The organism is Legionella spiritensis (genome assembly GCF_900186965.1).
Classification (GTDB): domain Bacteria; phylum Pseudomonadota; class Gammaproteobacteria; order Legionellales; family Legionellaceae; genus Legionella_C; species Legionella_C spiritensis.
The window spans coordinates 1,557,314-1,579,618 of record NZ_LT906457.1 but is presented as its reverse complement, the minus strand read 5'-3'; the positions used below and the strand labels follow the sequence as shown (position 1 = coordinate 1,579,618).

Sequence of the window (22,305 nt, the reverse complement as noted above, 5' to 3'; positions counted from 1 at the left end):
TATTGGGGAACGAAACCCGCAATACGGCCACGGGTCTTCTTACGGGCTACCGCTCCTGTAAAATTCTCAACAGTTACTCATCTTCCAATGAAGCAAGAATGGTCTGCACCACTGCCGCAGGATCATGAGCTTTCGTGACAGGTCGACCCACTACCAGATAATCACTACCCATCATAATGGCATCTTTAGGGGTTACGATCCGGGATTGATCATCCGCCGCATCACCGGGTAACCGGATACCGGGAGTCACGGTTAAAAAATTCTTGCCGCCTGTTTTTTTAATAATCGGAGCTTCCAGCGCCGAACACACAACACCATCCAGACCGGCAAGATGGGTTAAGCGAGCCAGACGCTCCACTTGATCGGGTAAAGATGCTGCGACACCGATTTCCGGAAGTTGATGAGAACTCATACTGGTTAATACCGTCACCGCAATAAGAAGCGGTCTGTCCTGTCCATACTCATCAATGGCGTTTCTCGCGCCACGCATCATTGCCAGCCCCCCAGACGCATGGACATTAACCATCCACACACCCAGATCAGCAGCGACCTTGCAAGCTCTGGCAACCGTATTGGGAATGTCATGAAATTTTAAATCCAGAAACAGCTTGTATCTGTCTGTAATCAATTTTTTAACAAAGCCGGTTCCGAGCAAAGTGAACATTTCACTACCCACTTTCAAGGCACACTGCGCAGGGTCAAGTTGACTTACCAGACGCATCGCCTCGACTTCATTATTAAAATCGAGAGCCACTATGAGTTTTATGGTCATAATTTATGCAACTTCTTCAACAGGCTCCAGGGATTTTACCACGGCTTCCACGACAATTTTTTGATCATCGGCAGACATGTAAGGATGCATAGGCAGGCTCACCACATGTTGGCTGGCTTTCTCGGCATGCGGAAAATCACCTTTCTGATAACCAAGATATTTCAGGGCTTCCTGTTGATGCATCGCTACAGGGTAATGAACAGCCGTAGGGATATTCAGCGCGTTCATTTGTTTCTGGAAGTGTTCACGATTAGGTACTTCAATGGTAAATTGCGCATAGACACTGGTATTGCCTTCAGCCAGATGCGGAGTACGAACAATGCCATCCAGTAACTTACTATATTGTTGAGCCACCTTGTTGCGTAACGCAATCTCTTCAGGGAAAAGCTTCATTTTTTCAATCAATATAGCAGCCTGAATGGTATCCATACGCCCGTTAATCCCGATGCGGCGATGACAATATCGCGCATTTTGGCCATGGATACGTATTTCAACAAGCCGTTCAGCCAGGATGTCGTCGTCCGTAAAGCAGGCACCTGAATCACCATAACCACCCAATGGTTTGGAAGGGAAAAAACTGGTACATCCGATTGTTGATAAAGCGCAGGAATAATTCTCATGGTGAGTGGCGCCAAAACTTTGCGCAGCGTCTTCAATAACAGGCAGGCCGTATTTACGCGCAATATCATTAATCGCCAGCATATCAGCCGTTTGACCGTAAAGACTGACCGGCATAATCGCTTTGGTTTGGGGTGTGATGGCCGCTTCAATTTTAGTGGCATCAATATTGTACGTTTTCGGATCGATATCAACAAATACCGGTTTCGCTTGACACAGGGCAATGACTTCAGCCGTTGCAAAGAAGCTGAATGGCGAGGTAATCACTTCGTCACCCGGACCAATTTCCAAAGCCAGCAAAGCCATCAGTAACGCATCCGTACCACTTGCATTAACGACAGCATGTTTAGCCCCCGTAAATCTGGCAAGTTGTTTTTCCAAAATGGAAATTTCGGGTCCCATAATGTATTGCCCATGATCGAGCACTTTTTTTATACCGTTTAATACATCAGACTCTATTAGTTGATATTGTTTTTTTAAATCAATAAATTGCATATTGCTCTCGTTATAATTCAGTTGATAATAAAATCAGGTCTATTCAACGCCACCTAATTCCCCTCTAATCCATGAACTGGCTTCATTCTACCCCACTGTTTACAACTTGGGCAATGCCAGTGCAAGTGCTTTCCACCAAATCCGCATTGTCCACATCGATAGATAGGCTTGTTGTCAAGAAATTTACTGGTAATATCATACAACATCTGCAGTTTGTCCCGGACCTTTCCATGAGCAGATTCCAGATGCCAGCATATCAATTTGTTGATGCCTTTGATGGATGGATAGGTACTGAGTTTTTCCGACACAAAATCAATAGCGGCATCAACACTTTTTTCCCGCCTGAGATAATCGGCAATGACAAATATGGTCGAGGCACGTGGATGCTCTTCCAAGGTTTGCTGTAAAAAATTAATACATTCATCCATGGTGTCGAGTTTATGGTGGCAAATCACCAATGGTTCGATAATCTCACTTAAAAACTCCGGATCCTGCTGAGGGACACGTTTTAAAGAGCGGGTCGCTTGTTTGTAACGACCCTGTTCCATATCAATGGCGGCCTGCATCAGACTCCCTCGTACTGACAATTTATCAATTTGCAGGGCTTGCCTGATTGCGTGTTGCGCCTTTTCAACGGCATTGCCTTTCAAGGCCTGTGCAGCAATTTCACAATAGTAATGTGCCGCTTGCATGTGCATGCTTTGCCCGGTTGAAAGCTCCAGTTTTTTAATGATATCCAACGCGTTTTCCCAGGCTTTTTCCTGTTGATAAATCGCGAGCAAGCCATATAAACTGCTGGTTTCCCGAGAGCCGCCTAACTCAACCACCTCAAGAAAAATGCGTTCCGCCCTATCAAACACACCGGCGCTCATGTAATCCTGGCCAAGCGCCATTAAGGCTTCTTTACGTTCGAACATACTTAATTGCGGTCTTGCAATCAGATTCTGATGGATCCTTATGGCTCTATCCACTTCACCGCGACGGCGAAATAAACTGCCGAGAGCCAGGTGGGTTTCCACGGTATCGCTGTCTACCTCAAGAAGCTTGATAAAGACATCAACCGCTTTATCAGGTTGCTCGTTTAAAAGGTAATTCAGTCCGACGACATATTCTCTTGATAAACGGTTTGCCGAACTGGATTCTTTACCGGATAAGTTTCGATTTGCAACCCACCAACCTGACCAAGCCGCAGCGGGCAACAATAATGGCCACAAATTAATCATCAATACTCTCCGTGACGAATAATCAATTGGTTGTAATTATCACAATTGAGAAATTTTCCATGCCAGATAAAAATCATATCATTTTGACTGAATTAATCACCAAAAGGTCAACATAATAATATCAGTGCTGATTTTTTAAAGGTATATCCCGTAAATTCTTGATTTCCTTTTCTGTCAATCGCAATTGATTTTTAACTTTGTTGAATTCAACCTTCAGTCGCCAATATCTGAAAAGAAACAGGAGAAAACCAATAAGCAACCCTATACCAAACATAATGGTCATTAATACTGAAATGGGCATGCTCATCGTTGTTACATAAAAATTAACTTTAACCGAACTGGCGTTCAGAGCGGCAAAACTTACCCCAATCAGTATTAATACCAAATAAAACAATATCATCACAAGACGCATATATTTATCCTTTTCAAGCTCTTGCATTCAGGGCGTCTCCTCATTTAGCTTTTCAGCTGCAAGAAAACACATCCTGACAAATAAGTTTCCATACCACCGGAGTTCATACCTGTCTGTATGATCAGCACTTTGTGCCATTTGCAAGTTATAAAAAAAGCGTAGTAAAAACTACGCTTTTCTATTTATTGCCGATTAATCAGCATCTTTACTTGCCATTTTTTCTTTCAGAAGATCACCAAGCGTTGCTGAAGCAACTTCCCCGCTTCGTGAATATTTCTTAATGGCCTCAGCCTGATCCTGAGCGTCTTTGGCTTTAATTGAAAGAGCAATAGTACGATTTTTCTTGTCAATGTTGACAATTTTCGCTTCCACATCATCGCCTTCCTTAAAGACTGTTGAAGCATCGTCTATTTTCTCTTCAGACAATTCATTAACCCGAATTGTACCTATAACATCCTGTGCCAGCTCTACCGTAACAGTCTTGGCTTCTACTTCAATAACTTTCCCTTTGACGATGGTGCCTTTCGTATTTTGCTCGACATAACTGGAAAAATTGTCGCCTTCCAGCTGTTTTAATCCCAGAGAAATACGTTCGCGTTCCGCGTCAATAGCCAGTATGACCGCTTCCAGCTCCTGACCTTTCTTGAATTGCTTGACTGCTTCCTCACCGGGAGTATTCCAGGATATGTCAGACAAATGCACCAAACCATCAATCTCACCATCCAAACCAATAAAGATTCCAAAATCGGTAATAGATCGGATTTTACCACTGACTTTTTGGCCTTTACTATAGCTTTGCGAGAATTGATGCCAGGGATTGCCGACACATTGCTTCATACCCAATGATATACGGCGGCGTTCCTCATCAATTTCCAGCACCATGACTTCCACCATGTCACCCATGGAGACCACTTTACTGGGATGTACGTTTTTGTTAGTCCAATCCATTTCAGACATGTGAACCAGACCTTCAACGCCTTCCTCAATTTCCACAAAACAGCCATAATCCGTGATATTGGTAACCTTGCCCTGCAACTTTTTACCGACAGGATAACGTTCAACCAGATCAACCCAGGGATCATTACCCAGTTGTTTCATTCCTAATGAAACCCGGTTGCGCTCGCTGTCAAAGCTCAGGACTTTTACTTTAACATCCTGGCCGACCGTCAGTAATTCACTGGGATGTTTCACACGCTTCCACGAAATATCCGTAATATGCAGCAGGCCATCAATTCCACCCAGGTCTATAAACGCGCCATAATCAGTCAGATTCTTGACAATACCGTTCAGTACCTGGCCATCATGCAGGGAATCCAGTAATGCCTGTCTATCCGCGCTGCTTTCCTCTTCAACGACAGCCCTTCTTGAAACAACAATATTGTTTCTTTTCAAGTCCATCTTAATGACTTTAAATTCGAGCTCTTTGCCTTCCAGATAAGAGGAATCACGAACAGGTCTTACATCGACGAGAGAACCTGGTAAAAAGGCACGGATAGAACCGATTTCCACAGTAAATCCACCTTTCACCTTACCGGAAATCAAACCGGTAACCGTTTCATTGTTTTCATGACATTTTGAAAGTTTACGCCATGCTTCCTGACGTTTCGCTTTTTCACGAGACAGGATCGTTTCGCCATAACCGTCTTCGACGGAATCAAGGGCGACTTCCACCGTATCACCGACATGGATTTCCAACGCACCGTTTTTATCTTTAAACTCGTCGACGGCAACGATACCTTCTGACTTGAGCCCTGCGTTGAGGGTTACAAAATCATCATCTATATCAATGACTTTTGCATTTATAATAGCGCCAGGATAAAATTGAGTTCCAGCTATGCTTTGCTCAAACAATTCTTTAAAACTTTCAGACATGTTAATAAACTCTTTAGTAAAATAATGGGAACATGATATCCGTCAGGTCCCCCCCAATACATCATTGAAAAAACGAATGCTGTTCTGTTAATTTTAAAACAATATCGAACACTTGTACAATCGTTAAACCAGTTGTATCAATTAAAACTGCATCCTCTGCAGGTTTCAATGGCGCATGCAAACGTGCCGTGTCTCTTGAGTCACGTTTAGCCAATTCATCAACAACTTGGGCGAGGCTAACATCAATTCCCTTTTCTTTCAACTGAAAATAGCGTCTTGACGCTCTTTCTTCTTGCGAAGCATCCAAATACACCTTTAAAAAAGCATCGGGAAAAACCACGGTGCCCATATCCCTGCCATCAGTAACCAATCCCGGAGGTTGTGCAAAAGCGCGCTGTCTTGCCAGCAACGCGTCCCTGATTTCCGGAATAGCCGCTATTTTTGAGGCGTCTTGCCCGCATTGCTCGCTTCGTAACTCGTCAGACACATTTTTTCCATTGAGAATAATCCTGCCTTGCCGGTTAGTATCCGTTTCAAACCGTACATTGAGAGTATGGGCCAGATTTACCAGCGACGCCTTGTCATCCTGATCAACGCCTTTCTGCCGGGCGGCAAAAGCCAGTACCCTGTAAAGTGAACCACTATCCAGTACATGCCAATCCAGATGATTGGCGAGCAGATGACAAATAGTCCCTTTTCCGGTACCGCTTGGACCATCTATTGTGATGACCGGAACAGTTTTATCGGCTTTCATCCCTGTATTCCTCAATATTCATGCTGATTGATTGGGCTGTCTTTACAAAATCGGGGAATGACGTAGCAACATTGTCACAATGCCTGATTATCACAGGTTGTTGTGCCGCCGCTCCGGCAATGGCAAAAGCCATGGCAATTCGATGATCATGAAAGCTGTTTACCTCGCCGCCCTGTAAAACGCCGCCTTTAATAAATAATCCGTCCTCAAACGCGTGCGTTTCTATTCCCAAGGCCTGCAATCCCTCAACCATAACACCAATTCTATCGCTTTCCTTTATACGAAGTTCTTTCGCCCCATGCAGTCTGGTCTGCCCCTTCGCACACGCTGCCGCGATGAAAATTGCGGGGAACTCATCAATTGCCAAGGGTACCAGGGCAACCGGTATATCAATACCCTCAAGCTGAGCATATCTGACATGTAGATCAGCCACCAGCTCTTCACCGCACAATCGTTTGTTTGTCAGTGTAATATCAGCGCCCATCAAATCCAGAATCTGAATAATACCGGTACGAGTAGGATTAATACCTACATTTCGAATTAGCAAATCCGAACCGCGTATTATGGAAGCGGCAACCATAAAAAATGCCGCCGATGAAATATCACCCGGAACAATAATATCAGTCCCCAGACATTCACTGTCTGAATTGATGGCAACACCGTTTTCCAGTTTTTGGATATGATAGGAAAAAGTAGTCAGCATTCGTTCCGTATGATCTCTTGTCATTCCTTTTTCTATCACTGTTGTTTCGCCTTTTGCATAAAGTCCCGCCAATAAAAGACATGACTTCACCTGGGCGCTGGCAACCGGCATTTCATAGGTAATGCCTTTCAGTGTTTGACCGCCACGGATATATAATGGCGGCTTTCCTTCCGTTGTAGTAATATCCGCACCCATTTGCACCAGTGGACGGCTGATTCGTTCCATAGGTCTTTTGCGCAGGCTTTCATCACCATCGAGTTCGGAATCAAAAGGTTGGGCGGCAAGGATTCCGGCCAGAAGACGCATACTTGTTCCCGAATTACCGCAGTCAAGAGCTGTCTGTGGTTTTTTAAGGCCGTATTTCCCTACGCCATGAATCACTACCCGATTCGCAACCGGCCCCTCTATACGCACACCCATGGCTTGAAACGCTTTTAACGTAGCCATGCAGTCATGTCCAGCCAGGAAACCGCTGACCGTTGTTGTTCCTCTTGCTATCGATCCAAGAATAATTGCCCGATGCGAGATGGATTTATCGCCGGGCACGTTGATATCGCCCCGGATTGCCTCTATCGGCTTACTCTCAAAATGCAGATCGCTCATACACCATGTTCCTTTGCAAAATCACTCATAAAATCAATAAGACAGTTAACGCCGGCAAGATTCATGGCATTGTACATGCTGACTCGTAATCCACCAACCATGCGATGACCTTTTAAAGCCAGCAAACCTCTTTCACTTGCCTGCCGAAGAAAACGATCCTCCAGAGAAACATCTTTTAAAAAGAAACATGCGTTGACCAGGGAACGATAGGACGGCTCCACCCTGCTCTGGTACATTTCAGACGAGTCAATATAATCATACAATCGCTTCGCCTTCTCACAATTTTGCTCATAAAGCGCTTGAACACCACCCTGATTCTCTATCCAGTGAAGCATTTTAACAGCCAGATAACAGTTAAAAACCGGTGGTGTGGCATAAAGTGAACCACTTCGTGCAAAAGTACGATAGTCATACATCGTTGGTATGGATGGATTTGTAATACTGTTTAACCACTGTTCCTTGATAATTACTACCGTTAAACCGGCATTAGCGATATTTTTCTGTGCTCCGGCAAAAATCATATCAAAATCCGCAACAGAAACAGGCTCAGTCAACAAACAGGAAGTCATATCCGCTATCAACGGGATATCCTCATGTTTCGGTAATACGGATAATCGTAATCCGTTGACCGTTTCATTAGGCGTGTAATAGATATATGCGCTGTCTTTCTGAAACACCCATTCCTCTTGTGAAGGAACCGTAGTGTATCCATTTGACTTGCCTGACGCCACGCAGTAGGCAAAACCCAGCTTACCCGCCTCTTCCAACGCCATTTCCGACCAGAGACCTGTCTGCAGGTACCCTGCTTTCCGCTTATTATCAAGGAAGTTACAGGGAATCATCCCAAAATGGGTACGAGCAGCTCCTCCAATAAAAAGCACATGGTAATCATCAGGTATTGATAACAGACGGCGAAACAGATCTTCCGCTTCCTTAAGCAAACGAGTACATTCCGGCGAACGATGTCCAATTTCCAGAACCGACATCCCGGTTCCTTGCCAGTTCAGCATCTCATCCCTGACTTCTGTCAGCAAGGACTCAGGCAGCATGGCTGGACCGGCACCGAAATTAATCCCTCTCATTATCACTCATGTCTTCATCGCCATTTTCCGCGATTTGTGCATTTTCATCGCCAATATCTTCAATGCGCTGCATACCTACAACATGTTCTCCGGAACTGACGTTAATCAACCGCACACCTTGTGTATTACGGCCAATAACGGACAATTCATTGATTCTGAATCGGACCAGGGTTCCCTGATCGGTGATTAACATGGCTTCGTCGGTATCCGTAACTTGTAAAGCACGTACTACCTTACCGTTACGCTCATTCACCTGAATGGAGATCACGCCTTGGCCGCCGCGTCCTGATACGCGGTACTCACTGACATCCGTACGTTTTCCATACCCATTTTCGGTTGCGGTCAGAATAGTGCCCTCCGGATTTGCAACGACCAGAGAGATAACATTTTGATTGGCGCCAAGACGTATTCCGCGAACTCCGCGCGCGGTTCTTCCCATAGGCCTCACCAGCCCCTCATCGAAACGGATGACTTTACCGGCATCGGTAAATAACATAATGTCTTTACTGCCATCCGTAATATCAACGCCAACCAGCCGATCGTCATCATCCAGATCAACGGCGATAATACCGTTAGAACGTGGACGACTAAACGCCTGAAGCGGCACTTTCTTCACCGTACCGTGCTTGGTCGCCATAAAGACAAAATATCCTTCCTGATATTCGCGCACCGGAACCATTGCGTTAATAGCTTCTCCTTCTGACAAAGGAAGAATATTCACTATGGGTTTGCCTCTGGAAATCCGACTGGCCAAAGGCAGTTGGTACGCTTTCAACCAATACAGTTTGCCATGATTGGAAAAACACAAAAGCGTATCATGCGTACTGGTAATACAAAGACGCTCGATAAAATCTTCATCTTTCACATTGGTTGCCGATTTTCCCTTGCCGCCACGACGTTGCGCCTGATAGGCGGAAATGGGTTGATATTTGACATACCCTTGATGAGACAACGTCACAACCACATCTTCTTCGGTAATTAAATCTTCAATAGTCAAATCTTCCTGAGACGCCGTTATTTCCGTTCGTCTTTCATCCCCAAACTGCGATTTAATCTCAATTAATTCCTCTCGAATAACGTCCATGAGACGCTCGGGGGAAGCCAGGATATTGAGCAATTCCTTAATAACATTCAGAAGCTGCTTAAATTCGTCAATGATTTTATCCTGCTCGAGAGCCGTTAAACGATGCAGCCTCAATTCCAGTATCGCCTGAGCCTGATCGGGAGACAAACGATAACCCTCGTCCGTCAATCCGAAATCCTTCCCAAGATCATCCGGACGACAGGCGTCGCTTCCCGTGCTCTGCAACATAGCCTTTACCAGGCCAGGTTGCCAGAGACGTTCCAGTAAACGCTCCTTGGCATCCTGCGGTGTGGGTGATTTTTTGATTAATTCTATCATTTCGTCGATATTCGCCAGCGCTATGCCAAGACCTTCCAGAAGATGGGCACGGTTGCGCGCTTTCTTTAATTCGAATATGGTTCTGCGAGTCACCACTTCACGGCGGTGTTTAATGAAATATTCCAGAATCTGTTTAAGATTGAGTGTCCTTGGCTGACCATCAACCAGTGCTACCATATTAATCCCAAACACATTCTGCATCTGGGTGTGGGCATACAAATTATTAAGTACGACTTCAGGCACCTCGCCACGTTTTAATTCAATAACAACGCGCATCCCCCGCTTGTCAGACTCATCTCTTAATCCGGAAATACCATCCAGCTTCTTGTCACGAACCAGTTCGGCAATTTTCTCGACCAGACGAGCCTTATTCACCTGGTAAGGCAATTCATTAATAATGATGGCCTGTCGACTGGACTGGCTGTCGGTTTCAATCTCGGTACGGGCCCGAATCGAGATTCGCCCCCTGCCGGTACGATACGCCTGAATGATACCCGCCCTGCCGTTGATAATAGCCGCCGTAGGAAAATCCGGTCCGGGAACATACGTCATCAAATCATCAATGCTCAATTCCGGATCAGCGACCAAAGCGATACAGGCATCAACGACTTCACGAAGGTTGTGGGGAGGAATATTGGTGGCCATCCCGACAGCGATTCCGGAAGAGCCATTGACCAGCAAATTGGGCGTTCGTGACGGCAGAACGACCGGTGCAAACTCCGTTTCATCATAGTTGGGACTGAAATCGACCGTTTCCTTCTCAAGATCCGCCAACAGCGCGTGCGCGACTTTGGACATCCTTACTTCGGTATATCGCATGGCAGCCGCCATATCGCCATCTACGGAACCAAAGTTACCCTGGCCGTCTACCAACATATAACGCATGGAAAAAGGCTGCGCCATTCTAACGATGGTGTCATAAACTGCGGTATCACCATGCGGATGGTATTTACCAATCACATCCCCGACAACACGAGCGGATTTTTTATAGGGTTTGTTCCAGTCATTTCCCAATTCACTCATGGCGAACAAAACACGACGATGCACCGGTTTGAGCCCGTCACGAACGTCAGGCAAAGCCCTGCCTACTATGACGCTCATTGCATAATCGAGATAAGATTGTTTCAATTCGTCTTCAATATTAACTGGTATCACTTCTTTGGCTAGATAAACCATGGTTAGGAGGCGTCCTTATACTGTCAATGAATATAAATCAGTTTGAAATTATACCATACGGAGCCATTTAATTGAATCAAATGAACTTGAAAGACCAAAGAGTTCCACAGCAACTATTTTTCAGGAGCGAAATAATCTTTCCCGTTCCTTGCAGGGCGAATATTCTTTGAAATTAAAACAATCTGACCCATACTAAAACGATAGAGAACAGAGGTAATACCTGTCCCGATAAATTGACTGCGGAGGTTCATTTGACTATAGTTCCGCACACCATAATTTTCGTTAGGCTGGCAGGCCAAACACCAAGGAGACATAATGACAACAAAATCTGCAAAACTGACTCTTGACGGCCACCCACCCATTGAATTGCCAATATATGCTCCTACTCTGGGCAATGATGTGATTGATATCAATAAACTAGGAGCGTCAGGCCTGTTTACTTATGATCCCGGGTTTGTTTCAACCGCAGCCTGTGAATCAAAAATCACTTTTATCGATGGCGATAAAGGCATGCTTCTCTATCGTGGCTATCCGATTGAACAACTGGCTGAAAAAAAGGATTTTCTGGATGTCTGCTATCTGCTGATGAATAGTGAACTACCCGATAGTGAGGAAAAAAAAGATTTTATTAATCTCATCAATAACCACACTATGGTGCATCAGCAAATGTACCAGTTTTTAAACGGTTTCCGGCGTGATGCACACCCAATGGCTATTATGGTAGGAATTGTAGGCGCACTATCAGCCTTTTATCACGAAAGTATGGATTTAACCAATCAGTATGATCGCTATATTTCAGCAATAAGATTGATTGCCAAAATGCCCACGCTGGCGGCAATGAGTTACAAATACTCCGTCGGGCACCCCTATATGTATCCGCAAAACAAGATGTCCTATGCGGAAAATTTTCTTCACATGATGTTTGGTGTTCCTACGGAAAATACCACACCGGATCCGGTGATTGTGGACGCTATGGATACTATTTTTATTCTGCATGCCGATCATGAGCAAAACGCGTCAACATCCACGGTAAGACTCGCCGGCTCCACCGGTGCCAACCCGTTTGCCTGTATTTCCGCAGGCATTGGAGCCCTTTGGGGCCCGGCACATGGTGGTGCGAATGAAGCCTGTCTGAACATGCTGCGGGAAATCGGAGATGTTAAAAATATTGGCAAATATATCAAACGCGCTAAAGACAAGGATGACCCTTTCAGACTCATGGGTTTTGGCCATCGTGTTTATAAAAGCTATGATCCGCGCGCCAAGGTCATGCGGGAAACCTGTTATAATGTTTTAAATGCCATGGACGCTCATGACGAACCTCTCTTCAAGCTTGCGAAGGAACTGGAACGTATCGCGCTCGAAGATGAGTATTTTGTGGAGAAAAAACTGTATCCGAATGTGGACTTTTACTCCGGGATCACCTTGAGTGCCATTGGTATTCCTACCAATATGTATACCGTCATTTTTGCCCTGGCGAGAACTGTCGGGTGGATGTCGCACTGGATGGAGATGGTTGCCAGTAAATCCAGAATAGGACGTCCCCGCCAGCTTTATACCGGTGAAAAACTAAGGGACGTTCCATAGAGGCCACGCGCTAAACCTGTTCACAAAAAAGACTTGCATATGGTCGGGCCAGGCGCCCGACTTACCAGGCTAATTGACATGCTACCGAAATTTAAGCATTCTCATGGCATCCAGCCAACCCTGAAAGTCCTTATCAATGGTTTCCCTGTCGCCGGATGGACAATATTCACGCTCACAGGTCCAAAGGGACTGCATCTTTTCCGGCGACTCCACTAACCCGTACCCGATAGCGGCGAGCATCGCGGCGCCAAGAGCGGTGGATTCAATATTAGCCGGACGCTGTATGATTGTTCCGCACTGCGAAGACAGAAACTGCAAAAACCATTGATTTTCTGTCATGCCGCCATCGACACGTAACAAAGATATATCCAGATTACTATCCTCTCGCATGCAAGCCAAAACTTCACGAGTCTGATAACAGACTCCTTCCAGGGCAGCGCGTGCAAAATGTGCTGGTTGAGTATTACGTGATAGTCCGAAAATGACACCACCTGGCGTTGAACACCAATGCGGAGCACCCAGACCATTAAACGAAGAGACCAGATAGACACCATCATTACCGGCAAGAGTCCTTGCCAACTCCTCGGTTTCCGAGGCTGTTGCGATCATTTTCATTTCATCCCGCAACCATTTTACCGTTGTTCCGGCATGGTAAAGACTTCCTTCCAGGCCATAAGCCATCCGTCCTTTTATCCTGTACGCAATGGTGGTCAGCAAATGGTGGGTCGACGATACGGGCTTCTCTCCGGTGTTCATGAGTAAAAAACCACCTGTACCAAAGGTCGCCTTGGTCATTCCCGAGCTTAAACAACACTGTCCTATCAAAGCCGCCTGCTGATCGCCGGCGACACCTGTGATGGGGATCGATACCCCCAGATGTTCGGAAGCAATTTCTCCATAACAGGCATCATTGTCACGCACGTCAGGCAGTATGGATCGTGGAATATTAAACAGCGCCAGTAACTCGTCATCCCATTGTTGTTTATGGATATCAAACAGCATGGTTCTGGACGCGTTTGTTATATCGGTGTAATGGGCTTTTCCGTTAGTTAATCGCCATATTAAAAAGCTGTCTATGGTTCCAAACGCCAATTTCCCTTCTTTCTGGAGCCTTTGCGCTTCCGGATTGTGCTGTAACAACCAATGCAACTTGGTTGCTGAAAAATAGGGATCCACAAGCAACCCTGTCTTGTTTTTTATCAAATTACGATAGGCGCTTAACGAATCACAAAATTCCCGAGTGCGTCTATCCTGCCATACAATGGCCGGATGGACGCAACGCCCGGTGCTCTTATCCCAGAGAAGGGTTGTTTCACGCTGATTGGTGATGCCACATGCCAGAACTTTACGGCAATCAACCTCCTGGCATACATCCTTGATTGCTGTTATTGTCTTTGTCCAGATTTCCTCGGGATCATGTTCAACCCATCCTGGTTTGGGATAATATTGTGTCAGCGGATATTGACTCATGGCTATGATCTTACCATGCTCGCTAAAAAGTATGGCGCGTGTACTGCTTGTTCCCTGATCAATGGCAAGAAGATAATTCATTGCTTTCTATTTCCTGATAGTCATAATTAGAGCTTATTGATTCTATATGTTTTTTGTGGAGACCTGAATATGGACATGGTTTTTGATATCATTGTTATCGGTGGCGGAATAAATGGCTGCGGCATTGCAGCGGACGCTGCGATGCGAGGGCTTTCAGTCCTCCTTATTGAAAAAGATGATATCGCATCAAAAACCTCGTCAAGCAGTAGTAAACTGATTCATGGCGGGCTCAGGTATCTGGAGCAATATAATTTCTCCCTGGTCAAAAAAGCGTTGGATGAACGGCAGGTTCTTTTGAAGATAGCGCCGCATCTCGTCTATCCACTCCCTTTCGTCCTGCCTTATGATCAAAGCATGCGTCCTACATGGTTATTGCGTACCGGACTATTTCTTTACGATCATTTAAGCCGAAAAAACCGATTACCTAAAAGCAGGTTTATCAGGCGAGCGAGTCACGCTGACCGCTTCTCCCCGTTAACCCGCCATTATCAAAAGGGTTTTTTATTTTATGACTGTGCGACTGACGACGCTCGCCTGACAGTTACCAACGCCCTGCAGGCAAAACGTCATGGAGCAACCATTCTATCCGGAACGGAACTGTTACATGGTATTGCCCGGCATAATCAATGGCATATCACCGCACGCCAGCCTGATGGCGAGGAAAAGCTATTTCGTTCCAAAGTGATTATTAACGCGTCGGGGCCCTGGGTTGAACAGGTGAATCAACGCCTGCAAGTGCCAAGTCGATTTAAAATATCTCTGGTTAAAGGAAGCCATCTGGTTGTTCATAAGCTTTACGAAGGCAATCATGCCTATCTCTTGCAAAACCAGGACAATCGTATAGTTTTTGTTATTCCCTATCACGGTTTTACCATGATAGGAACAACAGATATCGCCATTGACAGCTCTCCGGACAACATTGCCATTTCTCCCCAGGAAATTGAATACCTCCTGTCCCTGACCAACAGATATCTGAACCGTCCGTTAAAGCCTCAGGATATTATCACCACCTGGAGCGGTGTACGTCCATTACTCTCTTCCGACAAAAAAACACCGCAAGCGTTAAGCCGTGATTATACCTACCATTTCATAGCCTCTCCCGCACCAATTATTTCCATTTATGGTGGTAAAATTACAACGTATCGGCAATTATCCCGTGAAACCATTGACGCACTGGCACCTGTTTTTCCATCGCTAAAACCATCCGGATCCCACAGGGAAATCTTACCGGGCGGCCATCTGGGTGAACTTGATTTTAAAAGCTACCTCTCCTACGCCAAAGAAAAATATCATTGGCTGGAAAACGACGTAAAAGAGCGAATATTGCATACCTATGGCACACTGTCTGAACAGTTTCTGGCAAAATGCGATAAAACCTCCGATTTGGGAATTCATTTCGGGCACGGACTTTATCAAAGTGAAGTAGACTATTTGATCAACGAGGAATGGGCTCATAGCTGCGATGATATTTTGTGGCGCAGAACAAAGCTCGGGCTGTTTTTTAACCCTCCTGAGACACAAGGCTTATCCGAATATCTGCGCCATTCCTTAAAACAGGAAACAGTCGAGGCACCATAAAGGAGTCGAGCGACTACGACTCATCTTGCATTTTACTTCGTATATCGGCCATATCTATTTTTTCCGCCTGTTCAACCAGCTCTTTCAAGGCGGACTCCGGCATATTACCTGATTCAGAATAAATGATTATACCCTGTTTGAAAACAATCAGGTGCGGTATGGAACGAATTTGGAAGGTTTCAGCCAGTTTCTCTTCAAGTTGAATGTTGACGCTGGCGAATGTAACGTCAGGGTATTGTTTCGCTATGTTTGCGTATATTCTGGCGAAGTCCTTACATGGTGCACACCAGTCTGCCCAGAAATCAACGAAGACAATATCACTGGTAGTAACCAGTTGTTCCAGTTCATTGCCTCTGACGTTTTCCTTTAACATGAATATTCCCGCGCATTAATGGCTGACAGGATGCTGTGAAAAACGCTGTCCACCTGACCCAGGCCTGAGACACGATGAAATTCCGGTGCGGCGGTATCTTTGCCGGCCGCCCATTGCCTGTAATAATCTATTAAAGGTTCCGTCTGCTGATGATAAACAGCCAGACGCTCACGTACCGTTTCCTCACGATCATCATCGCGCAGGACTAACGGCTCTTGAGTAATATCGTCAAGACCATCCTGTTTTGGTGGATTGAATGAAACATGGTAAACTCGACCGGACGGCAAATGAACCCTTCTGCCACTGATTCGAGTAATAATTTCATCGTCCGGCACGGCAATTTCAATCACATGATCAATAGAAATATTCGCATCCTTCAGGGCATCTGCCTGAGGTATCGTACGCGGAAACCCGTCAAACAGGAACCCGTTACGGCAATCGTCTTTCTTCAACCTTTCCTTAACCAATGCGATTATTATTTCATCCGAAACCAGTTTCCCTGAATCCATTACAGACTTGGCATTGCGGCCAAGCTCCGTATCCGCCGCGATAGCAGCGCGCAGCATATCACCGGTAGAAATTTGTGGTATTTTGAAATAATTGATCAATTTAAGGGCTTGTGTTCCCTTGCCAGCTCCGGGGCCCCCTAGTAATATTAAACGCATTAATCAGCTCCTGGTTGAATTAACTACATATCCTACCTTTAGATAAGCCGGATGTCATTAGAAACCTGTGTTTTTCCCCGAGAGTCTGGACGCTATCTCATCTAAAAATTGGTAGCCCGTCATGAAGGCGACGCCGAAATGCGGGATAACGTTCACCTAGGTAGTCACCATAGCTCCTGATACAATATTGGAACATAAAACCCGCAATACGGCCGCAGGCCTCCTTGCGGGCTACGGCTCTGAGCTTGCACACTCGTATCATCTCCAAATATGGCCGGGTTGCCTGTAAGGTAAGATTGTATGGATACCGCGGACGAGCCGCGGTATGTAGGCGGGGAGGTGAATTATATACTAGAACCACCATCGTGACGGGCGTTTGCAACGACCAAGCTGAGCCTGATAGGTTTGGGCGCGAGCCTTCACTTTCCTGGCCACATGAACAAGCCAGGTTTTTTTAAGATAGGTTTTCCTTTGATAGCCGCCTATACCCTCGTGATAGGCAAGATATAAGCTGTAAGCATCATCTCTGGGAATTTTGGCGCGGCGGTTAGCCTGATTGGCATACCAGCCGATAAAATCCACAGCATCGCTAAAATCATCCCGCGACGCCCAGAGTCCGCCGGAAGAGCGCTTATACTGTTTCCAGGTCGTGTGAAGCGCCTGGCTATATCCATAAGCGCTCGAAGGTCTTTTCCAGGGAATAATCCATAACAATTTGGTTCTTGCCGGTTTCGCTCGTCCGTTAAATTTGGATTCCTGATGAATAATTGCCATTTGCACAGACACCGGCACTTTCCAGCGCCGTTCAACATCCTGAGCATAATGACGCCACTTCGGATATTGTTTAAAAATATTGCAAATATTGTCTACGTTTGCAGGAGGAGGCTTGACACATCCGGTGATCAATAAGGATAGTACCGCTAAAATCAGTAATTTTTTATTCATTATAATTATAATTAAAATCCGTTAAGGTGGTTATTAGTAACAAAATTGCCGGGAAAATAAAATATTCTTAATGAAAATGTTTGCAGGATGATAAAATCTCATCGTGTTATCTGGTATCCTGACTGAAACAACAAAAAAATAACGCTATGGGTATTTTAGTATTTGATATAGAAACCATTCCGGATGTCGAAGCAGGTCGAACTCTGTATGATCTGCATGGCTTGTCTGATGAGGACACCGCCAATGCCATGTTTGCCTTACGACGGGCAAAAGCAGGCCATGATTTCCTGCCCCACTATTTGCAAAAGATTGTCGCAATCTCTCTGGTTATCAATCAGGGAAATCAGCTGCATGTCTGGTCTCTGGGTGATGAGACATCCGATGAAAAGGAATTAATTACCCGTTTTTTTGCAGGGATCGATAAATACACCCCAGTACTGGTAAGCTGGAATGGCAGTGGTTTTGATCTTCCCGTTTTGCATTATCGCGCCCTCTTGCATGGCGTAGCCGCCCCAACCTACTGGGAGACAGGAGATAGTCAACAGGCTTTTCGCTGGAACAATTATCTGAACCGTTTTCATTATCGTCATCTGGATCTGATGGACGTACTGGCCGCCTACCAGAACAAAGCCTTCGCTCCCCTGGATGAAATAGCCTGCATGCTTCATTTTCCGGGGAAAATGGGCATGAGCGGCGCCAAGGTATGGGAACAGTATCTTGCAGGACATTTAAAACAGATTAGAGATTATTGTGAAACGGATGTTTTAAATACTTATTGTGTCTATCTTAGATTTGAACTCATGCGTGGCGTGCTAAACAACCAGGACTACGATAACGCCCTGCTCAATCTGAAAAACTACCTGGCCGGTGAAACCGACAAGGAGCATTTGCAGGAATTTTTACGCAACATGCCTTCGTAGAGCTTAGGGTATGTATGTTAACAGCTACCTTCCTGTTACCCGCCAAATCATTCAAAAGAAAAGCCAAACGGCAACCGGCCATGGCAATTCGTTGTTCAGAAATCTTTTTAACCATACGCTGGTATTTTTCCCCGGGTTTGCTGCCTTTTTTAATAGCATACGCTTTTGTAACGGCTATCCGGTAAGATTCCTGGCTCCATTTCAGGGGATCTTGTGTTTGATAAGAGGCTTCGCATGGAAAACGTTTTTCGATACGAAGGGCCTTACTGCGGATCTGTCGCGAAGAATAGCGATGCGAACCGGTCAGCAAACCTCCTCCTTTATCCCAATAGGCATGAAGATTTTTACCAATCGTATTTTTCGCCAGAGGAAATAAATTACCGCCCAAATCACCTGCGGGATAAACGGTGCTGAATTGACTGACAGCGTGCATGGGTTGATGAATATCTCCTGTAACATGAAGTAATATACGCAGGCTGAACGCTTTATTAAAGGCGTTTTCGTCCTTACTCAGTAGTACCTCTTTCGCCTTTTTTATAGCAGAAACCGCGTTTTTTTTATCGGGTTCCATTAATCGGCTGCCATCGACGGAATACGGTATATCGATGTAGTGCATATATTGTAACCATCGCTCATTTTTATAACTCAAGGTATCCATCCAGGCCGCAGCTTCAACCAAAGATTGTGGCTTGTAAACCGTATCCATTTTATGGTTCAGTCGGCTAAACACCTCTCTGGCGTGGCCACTCAGGTTATCATAGGCAATTTGACCAACCAATTGATGACCTAACGCGTTCCAGCAATAACCATGAGCTGATAACAGCAGCATGGCGGTTACATAAAAACGGCGATAAGAACCATTTATTAATTTCATTACAAAAGTTTCCTTTCTTCAGGTTCTATGGGACGCAGCCATAAATCAACTAACCTAAAAACGGCGACCAGGCCGGTTCCTGGACATCCCCCTGACGTGATGGCAATTTCATTTGAATGCGGCCATCAATGGAAACAATCCCTAAAACACCACGATTATTGACCGTTGTCGCATAAACAATCAACCGTCCATTGGGTGAGACCGATGGCGACTCGTCAACCGGGGAAAAGGTAACTTGATTTATCTTTCCGCTAGCCACATCCTGCACACCAATATTAAAGTGTTTGTCCTCGCGGTGCAGCAGAACAATATGTTTTTCATCCGAAGTATAGGACGCCCGGGCATTATAATTACCCTGATAGGTCACTCGCGAGACACGCCCGTCGTTCAGTGATAAACGATAAATCTGAGGAGCCCCACCGCGTCCGGAGGTAAACAATATATAACGACCGTCAGGAGAATACCGAGGCTCCGTATCAATCGCGTCCCCAAAAGTGAGTTGCTTGAGGCTTCCCGAAGACAGATCGATACTATAAATTTTGGGACTTCCTCCCTTTGATAGCACAACAGCCAACTGACGACCATCCGGTGACCAGGCGGGTGCCCCGTTAATACCATTAAAATCCGTTACCAGACGGCGCTTGCCGTTCGCCACTGCGACGGTGAAAATCTGCGCCTTTTTCTTCTCAAAGGATACATAGGCAATCTGCTTGCCGTCAGGAGACCAGGACGGTGACATTAATGGCTGTGAGGAGACAACCAGACTCTGTGGATTATTGCCATCCGCATCCGCGACTTCAAGAGAAAATGTAGAACGTCCGGCTTGCCTTTGTACAAGAATATAAGCGATGCGTGTTGAAAAAATGCCGCGTTCACCGGTCAGCTTTTCATAGACCAGGTCGCTGATGTGATGTGCCAGGGCTCTTACTTCACGACCACTGACCTGAAAATTATTGGATAATAACAAACGTCCCTTGGCTGCGGCGTCAATTAACTCAACACTAATTTCATAACGATTAAATCCGGTTTTTGTAACGTGTCCTTGCACGACGCTATCGGCGCCGGCACTACGCCAGACACGGATCGCCTGTTGTCCTTCCGGCATGCCTCGCGGTACCGGTATAATTCGAAATTGCCCGGACAGGCGTAAATCATTATTAATCACCTCCGTTAACTCCGTACCTGCCGAATCCTCACCAAAAGACTCGATCCCTACCGGTAATGCGGAATTAATGCCCTGGGTTAATTCCAAATCAAGAGCCATCAGTGTTCCTGAGCAACACAATAAAAACGCGACTACCATTCGTTTAATGAACACGATTACCCCCTAACATTTTCTGGTCTTACGGTTAAACTTATTTCTCTAAACAGATCAAACGTTGCAGGATCGGAAGGAACCGGTAATGGCGATGCTTTGTAAATAGCGGACTGGGCCGAGCGATCCAGAACAGGATCACCGCTGCCGCGGATCAAACTCACCTCAAGAACAGCGCCGTCAGGTGCTAAACGGATCCGAAACTGACTGGACAATCGACTATCCGCATTTTCAGGCAATATCCACTGTCTGCCAATCGCGTTGACAATCATGGCCTTGTACTTGTCCACTTCCCCAGCAATACGAGCCTTTTCTGCCGCGGCACTCGCCGCTTGCGCCTGCTTTCTGGCCGCCTCTGCGGCCCGCTCCGCTTTTTCCTTTTCCTCAGCCAGCTTCTTTTTTTGTATTGCTATACGCTCATCTTCCCTTTGTTTCTTTTTTAACGCCTCTTGCTTCTTTTGCAACTCCTGTAACCGCTTGGCTTCCTGTTCTTTCTGCAAGGCCAACTGTCTTAACCGTTTCTTTTCCTGTTCTATTTGTTTTTTCCTCGCAATGGCTAATTGTTCGGCTTCATTTTTTAGTTTTTCCAGTCGTTTCTGCTCCATTTTTCTGGCTTGTAGCGCCTGCTCAGCCTGCCTGGCCAGCGTCTGTTGTCTTGCCTGTTCCGCTTTGCGTTGCCGGATGCGCTCTTGCTGTAAACGGTGAACCGTTTCTTTGACTTCCTGACTGTCTACACTGACGGCCTTGACGATTTCTTTTTCAGGCTGTTTTTTTGGTTCAACGGCAATCATTTCTCCAGGCTCATTTTTGGCTTCGTTGACCAATACCGGCCGTTTACCTGTCCATTCAAACAACAACAAAAAAGCCAGTAAAATATGTAGCACACACGCCGCGTAAAACGATTTGCGATAACTCGGATCAATGATCATGCCGAACTCTCCTTTGCCTGCCCGGAAGAGTCTGTAATCAATCCGACTTGTTCGGCACCGGCCTGTTTCAGCAAAGACATTGCGGCCACCACCTTACCATAGGCAACCCCCTGATCCCCTTTAACCAGGACATTAACCGGCTCCTTGTTTTGCTTCGCAAGTGTCAGTTCCGCCGCGACACGCACCATTAAAGTATGGGAATCTATGGGAACATCAGGTGAGGTATGAATATTAAGAAAATAATCGCCTTGCTGATTAACGGAAACAATAATAGGCTCACGCTCGGTGGTCTTCAGAGATTCACTGGTTGCCTTGGGTAATTCAACCGTGACACCCTGGGTCAACATAGGTGCCGTAATCATGAATATAACCAGTAAAACCAGCATGACATCAATATAAGGAACAACATTTATTTCCGAAATAGGCCGCGAGCCTCGTGATTTGCTTTTTAACATC

The 22,305-nt window shown here is 45.7% G+C and carries 20 protein-coding genes; 3 read left to right on the top strand and 17 right to left on the bottom strand.

Annotation, left to right across the window (positions count from 1 at the left end; translation table 11 throughout):
- Window positions 1–73: 73 nt before the first annotated feature.
- The 9 genes from pyrF to gyrA form a co-directional block, all read right to left on the bottom strand.
- A complete protein-coding gene (gene pyrF / locus CKW05_RS07145) occupies window positions 74–772 on the bottom strand; it encodes an orotidine-5'-phosphate decarboxylase (protein ID WP_058483412.1) in 699 nt (232 codons plus the stop codon).
- A gap of 3 nt (window positions 773–775) precedes the next feature.
- Window positions 776–1,885, bottom strand: a complete 1,110-nt coding sequence (locus tag CKW05_RS07140; RefSeq protein ID WP_058483411.1) for a DegT/DnrJ/EryC1/StrS family aminotransferase — start codon at window positions 1,883–1,885, stop codon at window positions 776–778.
- A gap of 53 nt (window positions 1,886–1,938) precedes the next feature.
- The gene (lapB, locus tag CKW05_RS07135) at window positions 1,939–3,108 is read right to left on the bottom strand and encodes a lipopolysaccharide assembly protein LapB (protein ID WP_058483410.1); all 1,170 of its coding nucleotides are present in this window, start codon (window positions 3,106–3,108) and stop codon (window positions 1,939–1,941) included.
- 121 nt (window positions 3,109–3,229) lie between these two features.
- Window positions 3,230–3,547 carry a lipopolysaccharide assembly protein LapA domain-containing protein gene (locus CKW05_RS07130; RefSeq protein ID WP_231950722.1) on the bottom strand — a complete coding sequence of 106 codons (318 nt, stop codon included), beginning with the start codon at window positions 3,545–3,547 and terminating at the stop codon, window positions 3,230–3,232.
- A gap of 165 nt (window positions 3,548–3,712) precedes the next feature.
- Window positions 3,713–5,392: a 30S ribosomal protein S1 gene (rpsA, locus tag CKW05_RS07125; protein WP_058483409.1), complete on the bottom strand. Its 1,680-nt coding sequence runs from the start codon at window positions 5,390–5,392 to the stop codon at window positions 3,713–3,715.
- A 61-nt stretch (window positions 5,393–5,453) separates the two neighbouring features.
- Window positions 5,454–6,146 carry a (d)CMP kinase gene (gene cmk / locus CKW05_RS07120; protein ID WP_058483408.1) on the bottom strand — a complete coding sequence of 231 codons (693 nt, stop codon included), beginning with the start codon at window positions 6,144–6,146 and terminating at the stop codon, window positions 5,454–5,456.
- On the bottom strand, window positions 6,133–7,443 hold the full coding sequence (aroA, locus tag CKW05_RS07115) for a 3-phosphoshikimate 1-carboxyvinyltransferase (RefSeq protein ID WP_408607005.1): 1,311 nt from the start codon (window positions 7,441–7,443) through the stop codon (window positions 6,133–6,135). Before aroA ends, cmk begins: the two co-directional genes overlap by 14 nt.
- 5 nt (window positions 7,444–7,448) lie before the next feature.
- Window positions 7,449–8,540, bottom strand: coding sequence for a 3-phosphoserine/phosphohydroxythreonine transaminase (gene serC, locus CKW05_RS07110; RefSeq protein WP_408607001.1), 1,092 nt, complete (start codon window positions 8,538–8,540; stop codon window positions 7,449–7,451).
- Window positions 8,521–11,112, bottom strand: a complete 2,592-nt coding sequence (gene gyrA, locus CKW05_RS07105; protein WP_058483405.1) for a DNA gyrase subunit A — start codon at window positions 11,110–11,112, stop codon at window positions 8,521–8,523. The genes serC and gyrA overlap by 20 nt, the downstream gene beginning before the upstream one ends.
- A gap of 315 nt (window positions 11,113–11,427) precedes the next feature.
- On the opposite strand from gyrA, the gene gltA reads away from it, so the two are divergent.
- On the top strand, window positions 11,428–12,699 hold the full coding sequence (gene gltA, locus CKW05_RS07100; protein ID WP_058483404.1) for a citrate synthase: 1,272 nt from the start codon (window positions 11,428–11,430) through the stop codon (window positions 12,697–12,699).
- An 81-nt stretch (window positions 12,700–12,780) separates the two neighbouring features.
- Here gltA and glpK read toward each other — a convergent pair whose 3' ends face one another.
- Window positions 12,781–14,250 carry a glycerol kinase GlpK gene (gene glpK / locus CKW05_RS07095; protein ID WP_058483403.1) on the bottom strand — a complete coding sequence of 490 codons (1,470 nt, stop codon included), beginning with the start codon at window positions 14,248–14,250 and terminating at the stop codon, window positions 12,781–12,783.
- 69 nt (window positions 14,251–14,319) lie between these two features.
- On the opposite strand from glpK, the gene glpD reads away from it, so the two are divergent.
- The gene (gene glpD, locus CKW05_RS07090; protein WP_058483402.1) at window positions 14,320–15,828 is read left to right on the top strand and encodes a glycerol-3-phosphate dehydrogenase; all 1,509 of its coding nucleotides are present in this window, start codon (window positions 14,320–14,322) and stop codon (window positions 15,826–15,828) included.
- Window positions 15,829–15,841: 13 nt separating this feature from the next.
- Here glpD and CKW05_RS07085 read toward each other — a convergent pair whose 3' ends face one another.
- From CKW05_RS07085 to CKW05_RS07075, 3 genes are all read right to left on the bottom strand, one after another.
- Window positions 15,842–16,201 carry a thioredoxin family protein gene (locus CKW05_RS07085; protein WP_058483401.1) on the bottom strand — a complete coding sequence of 120 codons (360 nt, stop codon included), beginning with the start codon at window positions 16,199–16,201 and terminating at the stop codon, window positions 15,842–15,844.
- The gene (adk, locus tag CKW05_RS07080; protein WP_058483400.1) at window positions 16,195–16,866 is read right to left on the bottom strand and encodes an adenylate kinase; all 672 of its coding nucleotides are present in this window, start codon (window positions 16,864–16,866) and stop codon (window positions 16,195–16,197) included. The genes CKW05_RS07085 and adk overlap by 7 nt, the downstream gene beginning before the upstream one ends.
- Before the next feature lie 351 nt (window positions 16,867–17,217).
- Entirely contained in the window at window positions 17,218–17,811 is a 594-nt protein-coding gene (locus tag CKW05_RS07075; protein ID WP_058483399.1) for a transglycosylase SLT domain-containing protein, read from the bottom strand.
- Between the two features lie 146 nt (window positions 17,812–17,957).
- Between CKW05_RS07075 and CKW05_RS07070 the strand changes: the two genes are divergently transcribed.
- Window positions 17,958–18,731, top strand: a complete 774-nt coding sequence (locus CKW05_RS07070) for a 3'-5' exonuclease (RefSeq protein ID WP_058483398.1) — start codon at window positions 17,958–17,960, stop codon at window positions 18,729–18,731.
- Here CKW05_RS07070 and CKW05_RS07065 read toward each other — a convergent pair.
- Genes CKW05_RS07065 through tolR form a run of 4 tightly spaced genes read right to left on the bottom strand, consistent with a single transcriptional unit; the run spans window position 18,655 to window position 22,304 of the window.
- Window positions 18,655–19,605, bottom strand: a complete 951-nt coding sequence (locus CKW05_RS07065) for a S1/P1 nuclease (RefSeq protein ID WP_058483397.1) — start codon at window positions 19,603–19,605, stop codon at window positions 18,655–18,657. The two genes, CKW05_RS07070 and CKW05_RS07065, sit on opposite strands and share 77 nt — an antisense overlap.
- A 49-nt stretch (window positions 19,606–19,654) precedes the next feature.
- Entirely contained in the window at window positions 19,655–20,908 is a 1,254-nt protein-coding gene (gene tolB / locus CKW05_RS07060) for a Tol-Pal system beta propeller repeat protein TolB (protein WP_058483568.1), read from the bottom strand.
- Between the two features lie 17 nt (window positions 20,909–20,925).
- The gene (gene tolA / locus CKW05_RS07055) at window positions 20,926–21,849 is read right to left on the bottom strand and encodes a cell envelope integrity protein TolA (protein ID WP_058483396.1); all 924 of its coding nucleotides are present in this window, start codon (window positions 21,847–21,849) and stop codon (window positions 20,926–20,928) included.
- Window positions 21,846–22,304 carry a protein TolR gene (gene tolR, locus CKW05_RS07050; RefSeq protein WP_058483395.1) on the bottom strand — a complete coding sequence of 153 codons (459 nt, stop codon included), beginning with the start codon at window positions 22,302–22,304 and terminating at the stop codon, window positions 21,846–21,848. The genes tolA and tolR overlap by 4 nt, the downstream gene beginning before the upstream one ends.
- Window position 22,305 lies beyond the last annotated feature (1 nt).